Source organism: Geothrix oryzisoli, from assembly GCF_022808865.1.
Taxonomy (GTDB): Bacteria; Acidobacteriota; Holophagae; order Holophagales; family Holophagaceae; genus Geothrix; species Geothrix oryzisoli.
Window position 1 is genome coordinate 905932 of record NZ_JAKZLB010000001.1, and the last position, 17322, is coordinate 923253.

A 17322-nucleotide genomic window follows, 5' to 3' on the forward strand; every position below is an offset into this window, starting at 1 on the left:
ACCCATCAAGTAGGGCTCTCGGGGTGAGGTTTGGCCCAGAAAGGCACGTATTTCTTCATTTTGGGTGCGGCATCCGGGTCGTGCGGACAGATGGCACCGGCCTGGATGGCTTCCTTGATCAGGCGAGAAGCCATGGCGCTGTTCTGGGGCTCAATGCCGAAGCGTCCCCGCAGGGTGGTGTTGGTCATGAAATCCCGCTCCACATAGCGAAGACAGGCGTGGAGGTAGGTGGCCCGAATCCGATCCTCTCTATCCATGTGAGTCAACGCTCGGTGGGCAAAGAGCACAGCCCGAGTGCTGTCCTCGGGAACCTCGAAGAGAGGGGCGGGAAGCTGGTTGTACTCCGTCTGAAAGACGACCTTGTCCACGCCGCTGCCCCGTTCTTCGCATACGCCTACCCGGCGCATGAAGGAGGCCAGGGCCTCGTTACGAGATTTCGGCGGGGAGTCCAGAAATCGCTCGGTCTTCACCAGGGGCTTGCCTGGATTGGTGATCTCAAGGCGGTCCTCGAAGAGTTCCACCATGGGGCCTGCACCAGTCACCAGAAAATCCTGATGGATGAGGGCATTGGCCACCAGCTCGCGCACGGCCAGGTCGGGATACATGGGCACCGCCTTGCGGAGGGCCTTGCCCATCACCTCGTTGGGAGGCACTTGGCTGATGATGTAGGCAATGAGGCCCTCGAAACCCACAGCGTAGCCCTTGGTGCCCGGCTGCTCATGCAGTGTCTCCACACGGCTTCGGCCTTTATAGGTGACCACCCTCACGGCCTTCCGTTCGAGTCCTTTGAAGGTGCCCAGCTTCTTGGCCAGCAGGATGGCCCCAAGGTTGGTGATGCTCCACGTGCCATTGTCGGCCTTCAGGATCATCCCGTCGTCCACCAGGGCCCTCAGGATGCCTTCCTTGGCGTCGGGCAGCGGGAGGCCCAGCAGGTCGAAGTAGGCTGGGTATTCCAGCAGCTTGAGCACATCATCCGCCGCCAGCCCCTCCGCCGCGATGAGGCGCTCAAAGGGGGTGTGATCAAAGATGCGCCAGAGTATTTTCTCCTTCTCCGGGAATTCCTTAAGCCGCTTCTTGTAGGAACCCACCCGGATCCATTCCGCGCTCTGGAAGGCCACGGGATGGCGGAAGGCCTGCCCGATTTCCAGAAGCACCACCTGCTTTCCGCCCGTTTCGAAGCAGTGGAAGTGAAAGTCGATGCGGGGTGAAAGCAAGCGCAGGAGCCAGTTCTCCAACTCCTCGTTGCCGACCTTGGCGGTAGCCGGGTCAAAGCTCGTACCCACCAGGTCGTGGGTGCCATCTTCCACACCCCATACGAGGTATGCGAAGGCCTTGCCATGGAGGGCCGCCGCGTTGGAAAGGGCCGAAAGGTATTCTCCGGTCTCCTGCGGTTCTGCGTCGTTGACCTTGAACTCCACCCACTCCGTTTCTTTGGGGAGCTTGCGAAGTTCGTTCACGAGACTAGTAAGGTAATCCACAGCGCGAATCGTGGTCATGCCTCCACCTCTTCGGCATCGGGGACTTCGGAGACATCGTCCAGGTCTTCCTCGAGTTCTTCTACGGCCTCCTCATCATCAGCCAGGACGGGAAGGTGGGCCGCCGCCTCACGGATATCCTGTTTGCCTGTCACGACATCAGCGATGAGGCGGGCCCGGAGTTCAAGAAGCAAATCTATTTCAGATTGAATGAGTACGAATGCAGAATTAAGCGGTTTGGTGGCCTCATCGATGAAGTGTAGAATTTGTTTTTGCTCTTCAATGCAAGGAAACCAAAACCAACACTCCCCAAGTGCATCTCGATTTATTTTTGGCATTGCCACACGAAGTGAGCAGTCGGTTGCAAATTTTGTAAATGGCTTTGAAAGCAGAATTTGCAAAAAATACGGGGTAATAACTTCGGTTTCAACGGGCGAGATTGGATACATGTCAGCACTACATAGACAATCGCATGGTGCCATAGCCGCTTTGGCAAGATTAGGACGAATCTTGCTGTAAATAATCTGCCCTTTGCGAACCTCGTATTTCCCGCTGCTTGCTCCCTGTTCAATGGCAGTTTGCAGGTGCGAAATCACTCCAGAGCCACTTCGAATATGGTTCGGAGCGATCAGAATCTTAACCATGTGCTGGGAATCATTGGGATCAACTTGTCCACTCGGTATTTTTGCTACGAATTTAAACCGTTTGAGTGACCAATGTTCCGGTATGTCTCCCAAGTATTCCGTACCGGATGGTTTCAGCCGGACGTTGGAATCTAGTCCACGCGTGAGTGCTTGGTGAGTGATCACCTGCTTTTGTTCGTTGAGTAGCACGATCAGCTTCCGTTTGGCCCGAATTTGACGCTTGATCTGGCGATCCGCATAGTCGAGGAAGCGGACGATGGCGGCTTGTTCTTCCTTGGAGGGACAAAGGATAGGGATCTCCAAGAAACTTTCTGGATATAGGCGCAATCGCGAGTCGTTGACGCCTGTGGAGCGACATCGGTATTCCGCTGCATAACTCTGGGTGCGCAGGAGGTGATCCAAATATTTGGACTCGAAGGAATCAGGGGTCTTCAAGCGGTATACACCATAGGCTGGGCTCACGATTCCGATCTGGCGTGAGACACCCAATGCCGCCATCCAAGCCCACATGGTGTTGATGACCAGATCCCCGGCTCGGCAGAGCTTGTGGCCCACGTATGACTCCGCCATGAACATGGTGATGTTCTTCTGGCTGCGAGGCGTCACGCCGGTCTTATGGGACACGGAGAGCAGTTCCTCCTGTCCCGATTGGGATCGTTCGTCCACTTCTCGGAAGAAATACTTGGCGCGTTTGGTGGTCCATCCCTGTGGGATCTCTCCAAGCCACGGCAGGCCTGAGGCTTGATAGGCCGGATACGGCTTGAGATCCTGGATCACGCCCCAACCTCCTGGGCGATTCGGGCGGGATCCCAGATTCGCTCCGCGAGTTGGTGGTAGAGCTTGTGGCGCGCCTCCAGGTCCGCCTTCTTGAACGTGTCGTGGGGCTTGAAGGGCAGTCCGCTTCGCTGTACGAACTGGAGGAATCCGGGATTGTTCTGGTAGCAGGTTGGGTGCAGGGAGCGGGCCAGCAGGTTCTGGCCGTGGTAGTGGCTCAGTTTCTCGGTGTAGGGCTTGTCGCCATAACTGGCATTCACCTTCTTGTGCAGCAGGAGCAGACCGCCCATGAGGTTGCGGGCCGCCGCGAACTCCGCCGCTGTGGGGAACTCGTCCTGGTGCTGCTCGGGGTGGTTGGACCAGATGTGCTCGATCTCGAAGCGCGCCTTACCCCCAGCAAAGAAGGCCGACAGGGAGTGGCTCTTGAGGTCAGACTCTTCCTCCAGGAACACAGTCATGCGGGCCAGCAAGGTTTTGATGTAGCCCTTGGACCAGTGGTTGAGTCTGAAATCCGAGAAACCGGCACGGCTGCCATCCTCTGTGCCGTTGAGATCAAGCTTCTGGTCGGCCAGCTTCGCCAGAAGGAACTGGGAGAGCCCGGCCAGGTCCTTGCCACGCAGCTCCTTGATGACCAGGAACATGGCGTAGGAAAGGGCGGCGAAGTTCATGGAGAGGTAGTTCACGGCGCGCCGGGCCAGGAGGATGTCGAGGAAGGTCGCCACCATGCGGATTTTGCGCCGCGCAGTGTCTTCACTGTCCTGGGGGTTCAGGGCCGCGAGGATCACCGGGTACTGGAGGGTGAACCGGAAGCAGGCTACGTGATACACGGGCTCCAGTCCCTCTACGGGTTTCAGGGAAGCCTCCCGCAGGTGCAGGTAGTGGCGGGTGTAGAAGGGCATTTCCTGGTGAACGAATCGGAAGAAGTCGTCGCTCTCCTTGAGGCCGAGGGCCTCCTCGTGGTTCTTGACCCAGCGGTGGAACTCCGTCCCGATGCGTTCGAAATCTTGGTTTTCAGACCCCTTCTTTCTCTCGCGCACAGACTGGGCGTACCTGGCCCTCAGCCACGCCTTCACAGCATCGGAGTCTTCTTCCTTACCCAGCTTGCGAAGGGCTTCCATCTGCTTCTTCCACGTCTGAGCCGCGAGCGCCCGTTTCTGGCTATCCGTGATGCTGGCGAGCAGGTAGCCCTTAAGCATGTCCAGGGGTGTGAGGGAGAGGCCCCGATCGTTCATGGTCTCGAAGATGGTGTAGGCATCTTCGTCCGTGGTGGCGCTGATGGCCACGAGGTGTACGTTCTCGATCAGCCAGTCGCAGAAATAGGGCAGCGCGTGATCGTCGATTTCCTCGGGGAAGAGCCCTTCCAGATCCTGGTAGCGGTTAAGTAGGTTCTCCACGCTCTCGGAGGCATCCACCGTGTCATGGGCCTGGCCCTTGAACAGGGCTTCCATGACAGCATCTCGCTCTGGGACGGAGATGTTGAACTTCTTCTTGCCGTATTTCTCGGCATAGATGAGGTCTTCGAGCTTGACCCGGTCTTCCCGGTTGCCCTGGTGAAGGTGGAGGTGGACGAGGATGAGGGTCAGGGTGGTGAGCCGCTGCTGGCCATCCACGATGAAGGTCCCGCCATCCTTTTGGCTGAGGATGATGGAGCCCAGGAAGTAATGCCCGTATTCCTGGACCCGATCACGCTCGTCGGATACGTCATAGTCCTGAAGGAACTGGGCCGCCAAGTCGTCCACCAGCTCCTCGACCTGCTTCTTCTGCCACCGGTATTCCCGCTGGTAATAGTCCACGGAATAGCGCTGGCCCTGGAGGATCTCGCGGATGGAATGGGCTTTGCCGTCGATTTGCTTCATTGCACCGGCCCTCCGATGATCGCGGCCAGCATGCCTTCCGTCTCTTTTTCCAGGGCCAGGATGTCAGCGCGGATCTCGTCCAGGCTCCGCATGGGCTGGGGTTTGTAAAAGTAACGATTGAAGCTGATCTCGTAGCCGATCTTGGTCACATCCGCGTCCACCCAGGCATCACTGGCATGGGGGAGGACTTCCCGCTGAGTGAAGGCCGCGATGCCGCCCTCCTCCAAGAGGGGAATCTGCTCGGTATCGCGAAGCTCCGAGTCCGGCTCGTATTCAACGATGCTGGCCTTCCCGTTCAGGCTGATCGGGTAGCGACCGTAGAGCGGATCGGCCACAGCCTTTCCGGCCTTGTGGATCTTTTTGATCACGGGGGCGGCCTGCTCATCGCGCCGGGCAAGGCTGCCGCTGAGCAACTTCTCTCGCTTGGCCGTGAACTTCACGCCACCCGTCTCGCCCAGGGTCTCCACCAGAGCACGGAATTCATTGAAGTCGTTGAAGGAGGTTTCACCTAGCCTGGCTGCGAGTTGATCCAGAAGATTGGCAAAGGGTTCTTCCTTGGCCTCCTTGCAGGTAAGCCGGAAGCGACGCAGGCTTCCTTCGTTCAGGTCCACGGACAGTCGCAGTGGCCGTTCAACGGTCACCTTCCAATATCCGAAGGCTTCGTTGGGAAAGAGCTTGGATTGCTCTGTTTCCTTGAAGGACAGGAATGTATCGCAGATGCGCTGGATATCCTCGCCTGAAAGCTCGCAGTTCTTCTTTCCCAGGTTCTTGCGAAGGGGCTTTGACCAGGTGGTGGCATCGATGAGTTGGACCTTCCCTTTCCGATGCACAGGCTTCCGGTTGGTGAGCACCCAGATGTAGGTGGCGATCCCGGTGTTGTAGAACATGTTCAAGGGCAGAGCCACGATGGCTTCGAGCCAGTCATTTTCGAGGATCCAGCGCCGGATGTTGCTTTCGCCCTGCCCTGCATCGCCCGTGAACAGGCTCGATCCGTTGTGGACCTGGGCGATGCGGCTGCCCAGCTTGGAATCCTCCTTCATCTTGGCAAGCTTGTTGGCCAGGAAGAGCATCTGGCCATCGCTGGATCGGGTCAGGAGCTTGTAGTCCGATTCGCCCGCGTGTTGGATGATGAAGCGGGGATCGCTGATCTCCCCCTTCCCTCCCATGCGCTCCATATCCGTCTTCCAGCTCTTCCCATAGGGTGGGTTGGAGAGCATGAAGTCGAACTTGCGGGTGAGGAAGCCATCCTGGGACAGGGTGGAGCCATAGGCGAAGTGGTCTGCCTCGGTGCCTTCCCCCTTGATGATCAGGTCGGCCTTGGCGATGGCATAGGTTTCGGGCTGGACCTCCTGTCCATATAGGTGGACGGCCACTTCCTTCTGGTGGTCCAGGGCCAAGGCCTTCAGGCGCTCTTCTGCGACCGTCAGCATGCCTCCCGTCCCGCAGGCCCCGTCATAGAGCAGGTAGGTGCCCGATTCAATCTGGTCGGCGATGGGCTTGAAGATCAGGTCGGCCATGAGGGTGACCACATCGCGGGGCGTGAAGTGTTCCCCGGCCTCCTCGTTGTTCTCTTCGTTAAACCTGCGTATCAGCTCCTCGAAGACTGTGCCCATGGCGTGGTTGTCGAGGGCGGGCAGCTTCTCCGATCCATCCTTGTTCAAGACCGGATTCGGGGAGAGATTTACGGTGCTGCTGAGGAACTTCTCGATCATCGTGCCGAGGATGTTGGCGTCCACCAGGGTCGAGATCTGGTTCCTGAACTTGAATTTCTCAAGGATCTCCTGAACATTGCTTGAAAACCCATCCAGGTAGGCCTCGAAGTCGGCCTTGAGTTGCTGCTGCGAGCTTCGGGCCTTGAGGTCCTTGAGGCCCCATTTGAAGGTGTTATAGAAGTCCTGGCCAGCAGCCGTCCGCAGGGCAGCGTCCTGGTTGACGATCTTGGCCTTGTCCAGGTTCTCCTTCATGTCCAGGACGGCCTGACGAGTGGGTTCCAGGAGGGCATCCAGTCGCCGGATCACGGTCATGGGAAGAATCACGTCCCTGTACTTGCCCCGAACATACACGTCCCGTAGGACATCATCCGCGATGCCCCAGATAAAATTCGAGATCCAAGATAGCTGCGCCTGATCCATGTGGTTATCTTCGCACGGGGTTAGACAGAGTAAAGCCGAAGGGTGCCAACGAAACCAGGCCCCTAGCCCAGCATAGCCAGCGCCAATGGACAAGATTTGTCAGTTGATCCTCAACCTGAGGCTATCGGCCCGCTGATCTGCCCGCGTCTTCTGGTGCCTCAGCTTCGACCCGCCCCGCCAACAACGCTTCCCAACGGTCACCCGGCTGACGCCGCGAACCTCTAGCTCCCTCCTTCACCAATGATTCTGCCATTACGAGGCCTTGCCCCCCCCCTCTGCTGGGTGTTCGGCCTTGAACCCTCTCGCAGTTCAAACCGGGGAGGTGTTCTCCCCGATTTTTCACCCACTGCTGGTATGTCCCGGTCCATCGCCCCCTCGCAACTCGGGGGGCGGTGGGACGGGGCCGATGCGCGAAGCGCCGCCATCAGGCTTTTCCCCTCGACCTCCACGCCCTCCCACGGATTCGAGGGCAAGAAGGCCAGCAGGCCCTTGCCGTGCCAGGAGATGTCCCTGGCGCGGTTCTTGTCCTCGGAGGCCGCTCCACACGGTCGATGTGCTCCTCCCCCAGAGGAGCCAGGAAATCCGCTGGCCGCCTCAGCGCAGGGACCTCCCCACCCATGCGACCAAGCCCAACAACCGGTGCCCGTCAAAGATCTGAGACTCGCTGAACCGCAATGGTATCTGGCCGGGGGCATCCACCCCGACCATCAGGTAGGCCAACTCTCCGTCGCCCAGAGAAGGCACTCTTGCGACCCGGCGCAGACTCGGTGTCTCTCGGGGCCCGGGGCGGAAGAGGTAAATGGCCTGGTCCTTCAAGGTGCCGGGCGTCGGTTCTCCAACCTGGATCAGAGCCCAGGATCCCTTCGGAACGAGGGGAGCCATCGCATCATCCTGAACCCGCCAGAGGACTAGCTGATTCTTGGCCGGAACCCCATCCTGCCAAATCTCCTCCAGAAGCACTCGTGGGAAGCGGATGGCTGGTGCTCCCGGATGTGGCCTCACAGGAAGGCCGTCCTCATCAAACGCCCATTCCGGGCTCAGGAATGGGATGTCGATATCCGTCTTGCGGGACTTCCCATGGCTGGTCGGAACAACCCAGACCGGGCCTTCGCCTGAGGCGAGCCATTGGGCCGACACGCCGTAGGCAGTCTCCAGAGCCAAGCAAGCCGTCATAGGAAGGATGGTCCTACCGGATTCCCAGTAGCTGATGGTGCTCTTGCTGCACCCGAGGGCCTCGGCCAGCGTCTGGCCGCTCAGGGAACGGTCGGTCCGGAAGGCGCGTAACCGTGCGCCAGGGGTCTGGGCGTCGTGCATTTGAAATTTTTAACAGAAAACCCTTGCGTTCGAAATTAGAACTCGCATAATTTCATTGTTCGATTTTAGAACTTTCGAACCACACGTTCACATCATAGGAGCCAGCATGGCCAGCACCCCAACCCCATCCCCCACCCTCCCCGGCGTCATCTATGTAGGCCGGACTGAAGGCGAGATGACCACCGTCCTGGGAAAGGTGGGCCTCGTGGAGAACCCCACCTTCCTCAAAGACAGGGTTGTCTCCTACCGCGTGGCGGATCGAATCTTCCACTTCGTTGTGGAGGCAGCCTTCGCGGTTCTTCTCCCTCCAGGGGAGTCCATCGAAGCGCTTGAGGGCTGGATCCACACCAGCCTGGAAGCTGAGGGTCTGCTCCGCTTCGGCGAGAACTTCGTGGCACCCGAAGCCAGCATGACCTTTCTCGCGCGAATGGCCGAGGAAGCCATTGCGAAGCGCGGGTTCCCCTATACCCGGCTTGATATCAAGGACCTCCGCGATCGAGCCCAGGCACTGAACAGCAAGACTTGGCAGAAGCTGCGTAAGAGGCCAAAAAGAACGTCCGGATCGTGTGTCTACCAAGACTGGCTGAACCGTAATTCGGACGGGTTTCGCGGGATCCTGCACCTGATCCGCCCGCACGACTATGTGCGGGATGTTCTCGCCCTCGGCTACCTGCTGGCAGATCTCTGCGCAGGAAGTGGCATGAATCGGATTGAGGTTCCTCTTCGACGAGGCGGAAGGTTGAATGTTTACCCCAACTCCCTGGAAGCGGCAGCCTTCCAGGCCAAGGCAGAGCGTGATCTCCATCTCGCCACCACGACCAGCTTTCTTGTCCATCCTGAGCGCCTGGAGGACATCCCTGTCCCGCCCTTTGCCATGACCTTTCAACTGGGAGAGACCCTGGAAACGATCGAGATCCCGAACACGTTTCTCCCTCCGACCAAGGAGCACCCTGACGAGATCCGATTCTCTCCGGACCATCTTGCGGCGCTCGGGCTTCTCGGCGGCACCTACGGTGAAAGCTGCCTCTATGAAGGTCTGGGCGTTCACGCTATGGTCCCGCTGGAGATGACTTCCATCTTGAGTGAATTCCCGGAGGATCTTCCGGGCGTCCGGTTCTGGTTGGGGGTCATGCACTCTCTTGAATTGGGTGTGCGGCTCCAGGATTTTGAACTTCCCACGTGCCTGGGGGAGCTTTGGAGCCAGATCTCTAATGCCGCCCTCATCCTGATCGCGGCTGGTCACCCCGTGCCGGAGGGCGTCCAGAACTGGGTCTCCCATGCGTGGATTCCTCCTGTCTCCCCGCGAATCGGGTCAGGGTCCGGGCTCTCTTGCCCCCCCTCCCACCTAGGGGATTGAGGGCCCTCCAAACCCTAGGGCCAGGGCCACCGTTCCACCAGCGGACCGACATATGCCATGAAGATCTACATCCCATAGAAGAGGGATTCGAGCGGAGACTTGAAGACCGGATATTTTCGCAACAGGTTTCCTTTCGACGGCATCATGGAGCAAGTAATTGAAGACTGCACCTTCCTTCAAGAGAAAGAGCGCGTTCTAATGCTCACGATTTATCTGGAATTTATCGACCACATACCATGTGAAACGGCTATCTGAGGCAGGCACACCTGGAGGCCCCGTGCATACGATCACCTTCTACCCCGTTGGCAATGGCGATACCAGCCAAATCGTCCTGGCAAATGGAAAGCGGATCCTCTTCGACTTTCGCCACCTGACTGCCAGCGAGGCGGGCGATACCCCTGAAATCAACCTCAAGGAGAGGCTGCGCAAGGAACTCAAGGACGTTGGCCGGGACTACTTCGATGTGGTGGCCTTCACTCATGGAGACGATGACCACATTGCCAACAGCACGGAGTTCTTCGAGCTTACCCACGCCGACAAATACAAGGGGGGGGATCGGATCAAGATCAGGGAACTGTGGGTCCCAGCCGCGATGGTCCTGGAGACCGCCGAGAATCACCAACAGCAAGCCGAGTTCGTCATCTGGCGTCAGGAAGCCAGACATCGGCTTCGAGAAAAGAGAGGAATCCGTATCTTTTCTCGCCCTGACAAACTCAAGGCTTGGATGGAAAAGAATGATTTGGATTTTGAAGAGCGAAGGCACCTGATCACGGATGCCGGCCAGCTTGCCAATGGGTTCTCTCTTGCCGCTGATGGTGTGGAGTTCTTCTGCCACTCCCCGTTCGTCAAGCACGTTGACGGAGGAGATGTCGCTCGAAACGAAGCCTCTTTGATTTTCAACGTGCGTTTCAACGTCAGTAACCGAGTCTGGGATTTTCTCGCGGTTGGTGACACCGAGGCCGAAGTGTTAGCAGAAATTGTGTCTATCACTAAGGCACATGGTCGCGAAGATCGGCTGAAGTGGGACCTCTTCAACGTCCCACACCATTGTAGTTACTTAGCCCTAAGCCAAGACAAAGGTGAGAAGGAAACCATCCCCATCCCTCTCGTGAAAGAGCTCCTTCTGCTGGGCAAAGAGGGAGCAAGGATCATTAGCTCCAGTCTTCCAATTGATGACGAACCCGCATCCTACACTCAGGTACAGCCGCCACACATCCAGGCCAAAAAAGCCTATGACCGCCACCTCAAGGATGTGAAGGGTGGGCGAATTCACGTCACCATGGAGCACAAGGGCCGAAAGAAGCCGGAGCCGATCACCTTTAAGGTGGATGCCGAGGGGATCACACTTACGGGCGAGATCATCTCGGGCGCCGCCGCGATCATCACCACTCCTGCACCTCGAGCGGGGAATGAGTAGCTGGAAGGACGTTGGGGAGGCAGTCCCTACACTTGACGGTTCCGCCTTGGAAATCGAGTCGGCTCGAGCGGCGGTACGGGCCTGTCTGAGACACCCCAATTTCCAGGTTGACCAGATCCGCGTCTGGTCGGGAGCCGAAAGTCGGGCAGAGATTATCCTGGTCGATTGCATCAGCGACCATGTGACTTCGGATAATCCCGTTGGGATCAAAGTCCGTGAACCAATGGCTCTCGTCTTCTACCCTTCCCCCGAAACGCCCCCAGGGGTTTTCTCACTCCGGCCAGACTTCCCGCCGGTTCACCACCTCAACGCCCAGGAAGTCCCGGGAGATGCATCTCTTTGCTTGTACTTCGAACCCTGGTCTGCAACTCGAAGGAGTTGGACAGCAGAGAAGCACCTTAGAAGAATCCAGTGGTGGCTACTTGAAACGTCCAGAGGCAACCTCCACCTGGCTGATCAGCCTCTTGAGCTTCCTGTCCTAGCGGCTCCAATGACGTTGGTGCTGCCGACCAATTTCGGAGAAACATCGAAGGATCCCCAAAAGGGCATCCTAATTGGCCGAGTAGAAGAGGATATTTCAAAAATTCGGTATCTCCGGGCTGCCTTATTGCCAAAGGGACACCAGGATTTTCAATCACATCAGTTTGTTCCACTTGTAGTGGAAACAAGCCCGATGCTCCACAAGGCGCCGGGATGGATTCCGACTACTCTTGGGCATCTCTATGATGCTCTCGAACGCAACGGGGCCCAATTTATGGACGCGTTGCGCCAGCAAATCTGGGACTTGGCTGGGGACGCAGGCCTCCAGAGAAACCCCACCAAGCTCTGCGTGCTCATTCTTAGTATTCCTCTGGTTCGCAAATCGCAAGGCAGGCCCGAGACATATGTCGGCAAGGCTTTTGTTTTTGATAAAGAGTTTGATGTCACCAGACTGGGGGAATGCCTTGGCGTGCTCGTAGCGCCACCTGGGAATGCCACGCACGTGTTTCGTGACCGTAACTTGGGCTCTTCGAAAATGCACCCGTTGCCTTCCGAAGATGCTTGGTCTGGAATCCGGATCGCTCAATTCGAAGTGCAATTCACATCGTCCCTTGAGCTTGCGCGGAAGAACGCGGGGATATCGGACATTAGTTGTGATTTCAAGGGCGTCCAGGCTGGAGTTGGAGCCTTGGGAAGTCTGCTGGTCGACATCTGGGTTAAAGCTGGATGGGGCACCTGGACGCTCGTCGATCCTGATTATGTGGCCCCACACAATGTGCTTAGACACATTGCCAAAGATCCCCATATCGGACAGAAAAAGGTAGAAGTCGTTGGCGCAATGACCCGAGCCACCTTCGCTTTGGATTCCTATGCACTTAAGGAGATCTTTGGCAGCGCGAACGATCCGCAGATCCAAGAAGTGTTTGAGGCTCTCGAAGGTGCCTCTCTGGTGGTGGACTGTACGACGACCCTAGAAGTCCCCAGAGATTTGGGAATCCGTCCAGGGAAGTGCAGGGTTGTTTCCGCATTCCTGAACCCTTCCGGCGAATCCTCTGTTCTCCTTGCAGAGGATCGGGAACGCTCGGTCCGCATGCATGCCATTGAAGCGCAGTATTACAGAATGCTAATTCGTGAAGGCTGGGCCAAGAACCATCTCAAGAGCCTTAATCTGCCTCTATGGGTGGGAGCGGGCTGCCGCGAGGCATCAGTGCCCATCCCTCAATCCTGGATCTATGCTCATGCGGGTCTGCTGGCCGTCCAGATCCAGCAGACCTATGAGAGCACTGCGGCTCGAATTCAGATTCTCACGTTCACAGAGGAGCGGGCAGGTTGCGTGTCCCATCTGGGGACCGTTCGGATGCCGATTGAAACGGTGACAGGAGTTTGGACCGTCGTCTGGGACGAAGGCACTCGAGATCGGCTTTTCGAGATCCGGGCTACCCATCTTCCGTCAGAAACAGGTGGTGTGGTGCTTGGGTACTCCGATCATGTTCTTCGGAGACTCTTCATAGTGGATGTTCTTGAGGCTCCGCCCGACAGTGACGCCAGCCGTACCGGATTCACCCGAGGCGTACAGGGACTCCGAGAGGTGGTCGAGGAGGCAACCGCCAGAACACGTGGCATTGTGACGAACATCGGGGAATGGCACGCCCACCCACCAGGTTGCCCCCCATTCCCTAGCGCCCTTGACAAGGCATTGATCGCCCAACTTTCAAGCGATCTTGGCCAGGATGGCGAGCCGGCCTTGATGGTCATTGTCGGAGAAGGCGCCATCTCCATCAACCTTCTGGAACGGTGATGTCGACGGGAAAGATGCTACTGCACAATCAGCGAATCGCGCTGGCGCTTTCGGGAGGAGGTGTCCGTGCGGCGGCGTTCCATGCCGGGGTATTGAGGTGGATGGCTGAAGAACAATGGCTCGAACGTGTGACGGCATTATCGACCGTCTCAGGTGGGAGCTTGTTTGCGGGCCTCGTTTTTGCGCAAGCTGGGAATCGCTGGCCGTCCTCCGAAGACTACAGGATCCGAGGGTACGCAGAAGTTCGGGGCATCTTGACCCAGTCGTCTTTGTCAATCGATGCCCTCCTTCGGTTAGCCAATCCTCTCAACTGGCGGTTCTTCCTATCTCGCGCAAATGTCTTCGCCATTAGCATCCGAAAGAAATGGGGTATTACAGCTCAGCTAAAAGACCTCCCACCCACGCCCGTTTGGTCTATTAATGGCACGACCGCAGAGAATGGTCGAAGGTTCCGGTTCAAAGGTGACACGGTTGGGGACTACGAGATTGGCTACGCAAAGGCGGGCAAGATGCTCCTCGCAGAAGCGCTGGCCGTATCGGCAGCTTTCCCTGGCGGCATCGGGCCGCTTACCCTTGATACCTCCAAATATCAATGGATGAAAAAGGAGGTTTGGGATGACGAAGCGGACCCTCAAATTATTCATCCTCCCTTCTCGAAGCTGCATCTGTATGATGGCGGCCTGTATGACAACCTCGGGATGGAGCCCTTTTTCGATGTCGGAAAGGGCAATATCAAGAAGAACTGCGGGGCTGACTTTATCGTGATCGCTGACGCTGGCGCGCCGTACAAACGAAGCAGGATTCCAGGCCCCCTTCATCCCAAGAGACTGCTGCGTACCCTTGACATTGTCATGGGCCAAGCCAGAGCCCTTCGCGTTCGTCCATTTATTCGCTTTTTGCAGTCGAGTCCCGAGAGCGGGCGGTATTACCAAATTGGGTCAAGCGTTCATGAACAGATCAAGAATGGCCTTGTTCCGAAAGAGAACCTTGGGCAAGACCCGAATGAATTTCTAAGTGATGCCGAAATCGCTAGGGCAAAGGGGTATCCCACAACACTCCTGGCATTGGGAGAAGCGGACTTTGACTTGATAGCAAGGCATGGGTACGAGACGGCCAAATGGAACAACCATGTAAAGGATACTTTTCGAGGCTCCGAGTTCATGAGCCTGAAGATGTGAGTCGAAATTTGTGGCGTCTGATTCTCTCCCTCGATTTTGTCTCGATTCAAAAATGCCCGGCGGTGCCCAGATTCAAACTCTTGTCGGCGCGCAAGCTCAGGTACGATCTTGAACTTTGCGCAACCGCCTGTCATTAGGAGTCATAGATGAATATCTACACTTTGAATGTTGGGCAGGGTCAATTCGTCGTTGTGACTGGTGAGACGGAAGCGTTCATTGTTGATACGTATCTTCCGATGAATCCAAGTCAAGACGTCGAATACGTGAAGGCGGCGCTGACTGAGGTTCTTCGGGATAAGAATCTAATTGGCTTGATGATTACTGGGTTTGATGCAGATCACTTTAATGAAGTCGGCCTACGAGTCGTTCTGAACAAATATCGACCCGATTGGCTAATGTATCCAAAGTATTTTAAGAACACGATATCAGCCGACAGATGCTTCGACGTTATTGAAGATTTCGCTTTTGCCAAATCGATCAAACGCTACTCGGTTTGCTTAAAGTCGAATCCAAATCGGTTTTACAACAAGATCTCCGACGAGTTCAAATTCGAAATACTTTCGCCACACGCCGATGATATGACCTCTTCCAATAACTGTTCCTTGGTTTGCAAGGTGACGGAGAGATCCACGCAGGCGACATACATGGTCACTGGTGATACCGAATGTGATCGTTGGGATTCCATCGTTGAATACTTCGCTGACTCCCTCGAGTGCGACGTCCTTGCTGCTCCACATCATGGGTCGAAACACGGTATTACCGAGGAGGCAATTGCGTTGATGTGCCCAGTTCACGTTATCGTGAGCGCTGGAGTTGACAACCAGTTTGGGCACCCGTCCCGAGAATCAGTGCGCCTGTTTGAGGAGTATGCCGATGCATGGATCTCTACAAATGAAGGAGACGGCCAATCATTGCTGACAGAAGCGAATGGACTAGTCGTTGAGACCTCTGAGTTCTGACCGGAACTAGATGATGCATGTTCACAATATTGCCTGCCGGGCACATCCCTCTCCAGAACACCTATTCTACTCCTGGCTCTGAAGCCCCCGAATCCCCAAGACCGGGGATTGGGAGCGAATAGCCATACGATTTGCCTTCTCGCAGAGGTGTCCATAGTGCTCTTGGACCATCCGTGTGTCCGCGTGCCCCAACTGCTTGGCGACCACCATTGGCAGAATGCCGCCATTCAATAAACCAGACGCATATGTGTGCCTGAGTTCATGAAACGTAAGTTTCTCGATCTTGGCCTTCGTGTATGCCGCCTTCATTGGCGCCTTGGCATCACCCTTAATCCATTTGAATTTCGGCTTGGCTGTATCAGACTCATTTCCGATTTCGGAGATGGCAATCTCAGAGGCCGGACAGGTGAGTCTTGCCGCCTCAAGTTGCCTGGCTATTGGGGAGACACCAACCGCTAGTAGTTTTCGCCGCAGTTGGTCCAGGGTGTTGGACACTCGTTTCCGGGCATTGCCAGCAGTTGGCCAGAGCTCCGCCTCGATCTCCGAATAGGTCACCCACCGCCCTGCCCCACCCATCAACATGGCGAGCACATCCAACTCGCTGCGGGACAGCCGGATCTGAGCACCCCGGAAGGTCACCAACCTCGGCGCATCGACTTTGCGGGCCACTAGATGTCGAGGAAATAGAGTGTCTGAATTTTTCCTGCCGGCCACCAACTCCTTGAAGAATTCTTCGCCCTCTTCAGTCAGAAAAATGTACCGAGGACGAGAATCCACACCCTTGCCATTCACCCACAGGGAGCCGACTTCCGGGTTGAAGTCACCTACTTTGGCTTCGGTCAATTCGCCGTACCGTGCACCGGTATAAAGTCCACCTTGCACAAGTTTCCGGAATTCTGGCGTACAGGCGGCAACCAGTGCTTGCTGTTCATCCACAGTCAGGAATCGCACCCGTTGCCCCTTCACTCCAGGGAATGGTTTCACTCGATCCCAGGGCCGGTGGTTAGCGGGAATCATGCCATCATCCACCGCCAAATTGAGCGCGGCCTTTAACGTGGCGAGTTCCCTATTGGCGGAGGACTTCCTTGCCCTGATGGCTTTCTTGTGGGCATCCGGTTCCTTTTTGGGGTCGGGAAGGTCCAAATATTCGATCTCTTCGCCAGGTAACCGCTTCCGTCCTGTTCTGCGCTTCCCTCGTGCTGCCAGGTCGCGATGCCATTTCTTGAGTCGAGTAGTCGTCAACTTTGCAACATAGGTTTCGCCCAATATGGGGAGAATATTTGCATTGGCTGAGGCTTCGGAATCGTCGGCAGTCAGCGGATCCTTCCGGGTCGCCCTGGCCTCGCTGATGTAATAGGAAATGACATCACGGACTTTCCAGTCCCCGGAAGGAAGCGGTTCCCCATCAACTTTCAGATTTTGCTCGCGGGCACATCGCCCGAACCAATCCTCCGCCTTTTTTTTAGCCTGATCCCAACTAAAGACAGTGACACCGTCTGCCGCCCTGGTGTCGTCAGCCTCGCCAATTTTGGAGTTGAGGAAGGACGTGGAATCTGGAACCCGCCAACGGGCCGAGAAGGTACCTGCCTGGTCATCCTTCGGGTGCCTGTAGATCACGTAGCAACCGTCGCCCAAGGTGGCCGTGTGATATTTGGCGCGTTCAAGAGCCAGCCTCTTCGTTTTGGTGTCTAGCCGAGCCGATCTGCTCGTCTGTGCCATGGCCATTGCTCCACCAAGGAGCCTACCACATCTGTACCACGTCTGCAAAACTACACTCGCTACCCGGTACCACCTGGCAACGCGTATTGCGTTCAAAATCTATTTCTATTGGTCTTATTTATTTTCTAATGCCTTGCAAGTGTTGTTATCTGACTTAACTATCTCATTCGCAATGCAGAGGTCGTCAGTTCGATCCTGATCAGGTCCACCAACCTCCCC

At 56.6% G+C, this 17322-nt stretch carries 11 protein-coding genes; 5 read left to right on the forward strand and 6 right to left on the reverse strand.

Going from position 1 to position 17322, the window contains the following annotated elements; all coding sequences use genetic code 11:
• Positions 1-5: 5 nt before the first annotated feature.
• From MLE43_RS04145 to MLE43_RS15065, 5 genes are all read right to left on the reverse strand, one after another.
• The gene (locus MLE43_RS04145) at positions 6-1496 is read right to left on the reverse strand and encodes an ATP-binding protein (protein WP_243302205.1); all 1491 of its coding nucleotides are present in this window, start codon (positions 1494-1496) and stop codon (positions 6-8) included.
• Complete coding sequence (locus tag MLE43_RS04150; RefSeq protein WP_243302206.1) at positions 1493-2896, reverse strand: restriction endonuclease subunit S; 1404 nt, start codon at positions 2894-2896, stop codon at positions 1493-1495. Before MLE43_RS04150 ends, MLE43_RS04145 begins: the two co-directional genes overlap by 4 nt.
• A complete protein-coding gene (locus MLE43_RS04155; RefSeq protein ID WP_243302207.1) occupies positions 2893-4749 on the reverse strand; it encodes a DUF262 domain-containing protein in 1857 nt (618 codons plus the stop codon). Before MLE43_RS04155 ends, MLE43_RS04150 begins: the two co-directional genes overlap by 4 nt.
• Positions 4746-6881 (reverse strand): type I restriction-modification system subunit M, encoded by a 2136-nt coding sequence (locus tag MLE43_RS04160; protein WP_243302208.1) that lies wholly within the window; start codon positions 6879-6881, stop codon positions 4746-4748. The genes MLE43_RS04155 and MLE43_RS04160 overlap by 4 nt, the downstream gene beginning before the upstream one ends.
• A 594-nt stretch (positions 6882-7475) precedes the next feature.
• The gene (locus tag MLE43_RS15065; protein ID WP_420843158.1) at positions 7476-8195 is read right to left on the reverse strand and encodes a helix-turn-helix domain-containing protein; all 720 of its coding nucleotides are present in this window, start codon (positions 8193-8195) and stop codon (positions 7476-7478) included.
• A 106-nt stretch (positions 8196-8301) separates the two neighbouring features.
• Between MLE43_RS15065 and MLE43_RS04165 the strand changes: the two genes are divergently transcribed.
• From MLE43_RS04165 to MLE43_RS04185, 5 genes are all read left to right on the forward strand, one after another.
• Complete coding sequence (locus MLE43_RS04165) at positions 8302-9552, forward strand: hypothetical protein (RefSeq protein WP_243302209.1); 1251 nt, start codon at positions 8302-8304, stop codon at positions 9550-9552.
• Between the two features lie 277 nt (positions 9553-9829).
• Positions 9830-10969 carry a ComEC/Rec2 family competence protein gene (locus MLE43_RS04170; RefSeq protein ID WP_243302210.1) on the forward strand — a complete coding sequence of 380 codons (1140 nt, stop codon included), beginning with the start codon at positions 9830-9832 and terminating at the stop codon, positions 10967-10969.
• Positions 10962-13247 (forward strand): ThiF family adenylyltransferase, encoded by a 2286-nt coding sequence (locus tag MLE43_RS04175; RefSeq protein WP_275976005.1) that lies wholly within the window; start codon positions 10962-10964, stop codon positions 13245-13247. The genes MLE43_RS04170 and MLE43_RS04175 overlap by 8 nt, the downstream gene beginning before the upstream one ends.
• On the forward strand, positions 13247-14425 hold the full coding sequence (locus MLE43_RS04180; protein ID WP_243302212.1) for a patatin-like phospholipase family protein: 1179 nt from the start codon (positions 13247-13249) through the stop codon (positions 14423-14425). Before MLE43_RS04175 ends, MLE43_RS04180 begins: the two co-directional genes overlap by 1 nt.
• 146 nt (positions 14426-14571) lie before the next feature.
• Positions 14572-15384 carry a ComEC/Rec2 family competence protein gene (locus MLE43_RS04185; RefSeq protein ID WP_243302213.1) on the forward strand — a complete coding sequence of 271 codons (813 nt, stop codon included), beginning with the start codon at positions 14572-14574 and terminating at the stop codon, positions 15382-15384.
• A gap of 66 nt (positions 15385-15450) precedes the next feature.
• Here MLE43_RS04185 and MLE43_RS04190 read toward each other — a convergent pair whose 3' ends face one another.
• The gene (locus MLE43_RS04190; RefSeq protein WP_243302214.1) at positions 15451-17103 is read right to left on the reverse strand and encodes a tyrosine-type recombinase/integrase; all 1653 of its coding nucleotides are present in this window, start codon (positions 17101-17103) and stop codon (positions 15451-15453) included.
• Between the last annotated feature and the right edge of the window lie 219 nt (positions 17104-17322).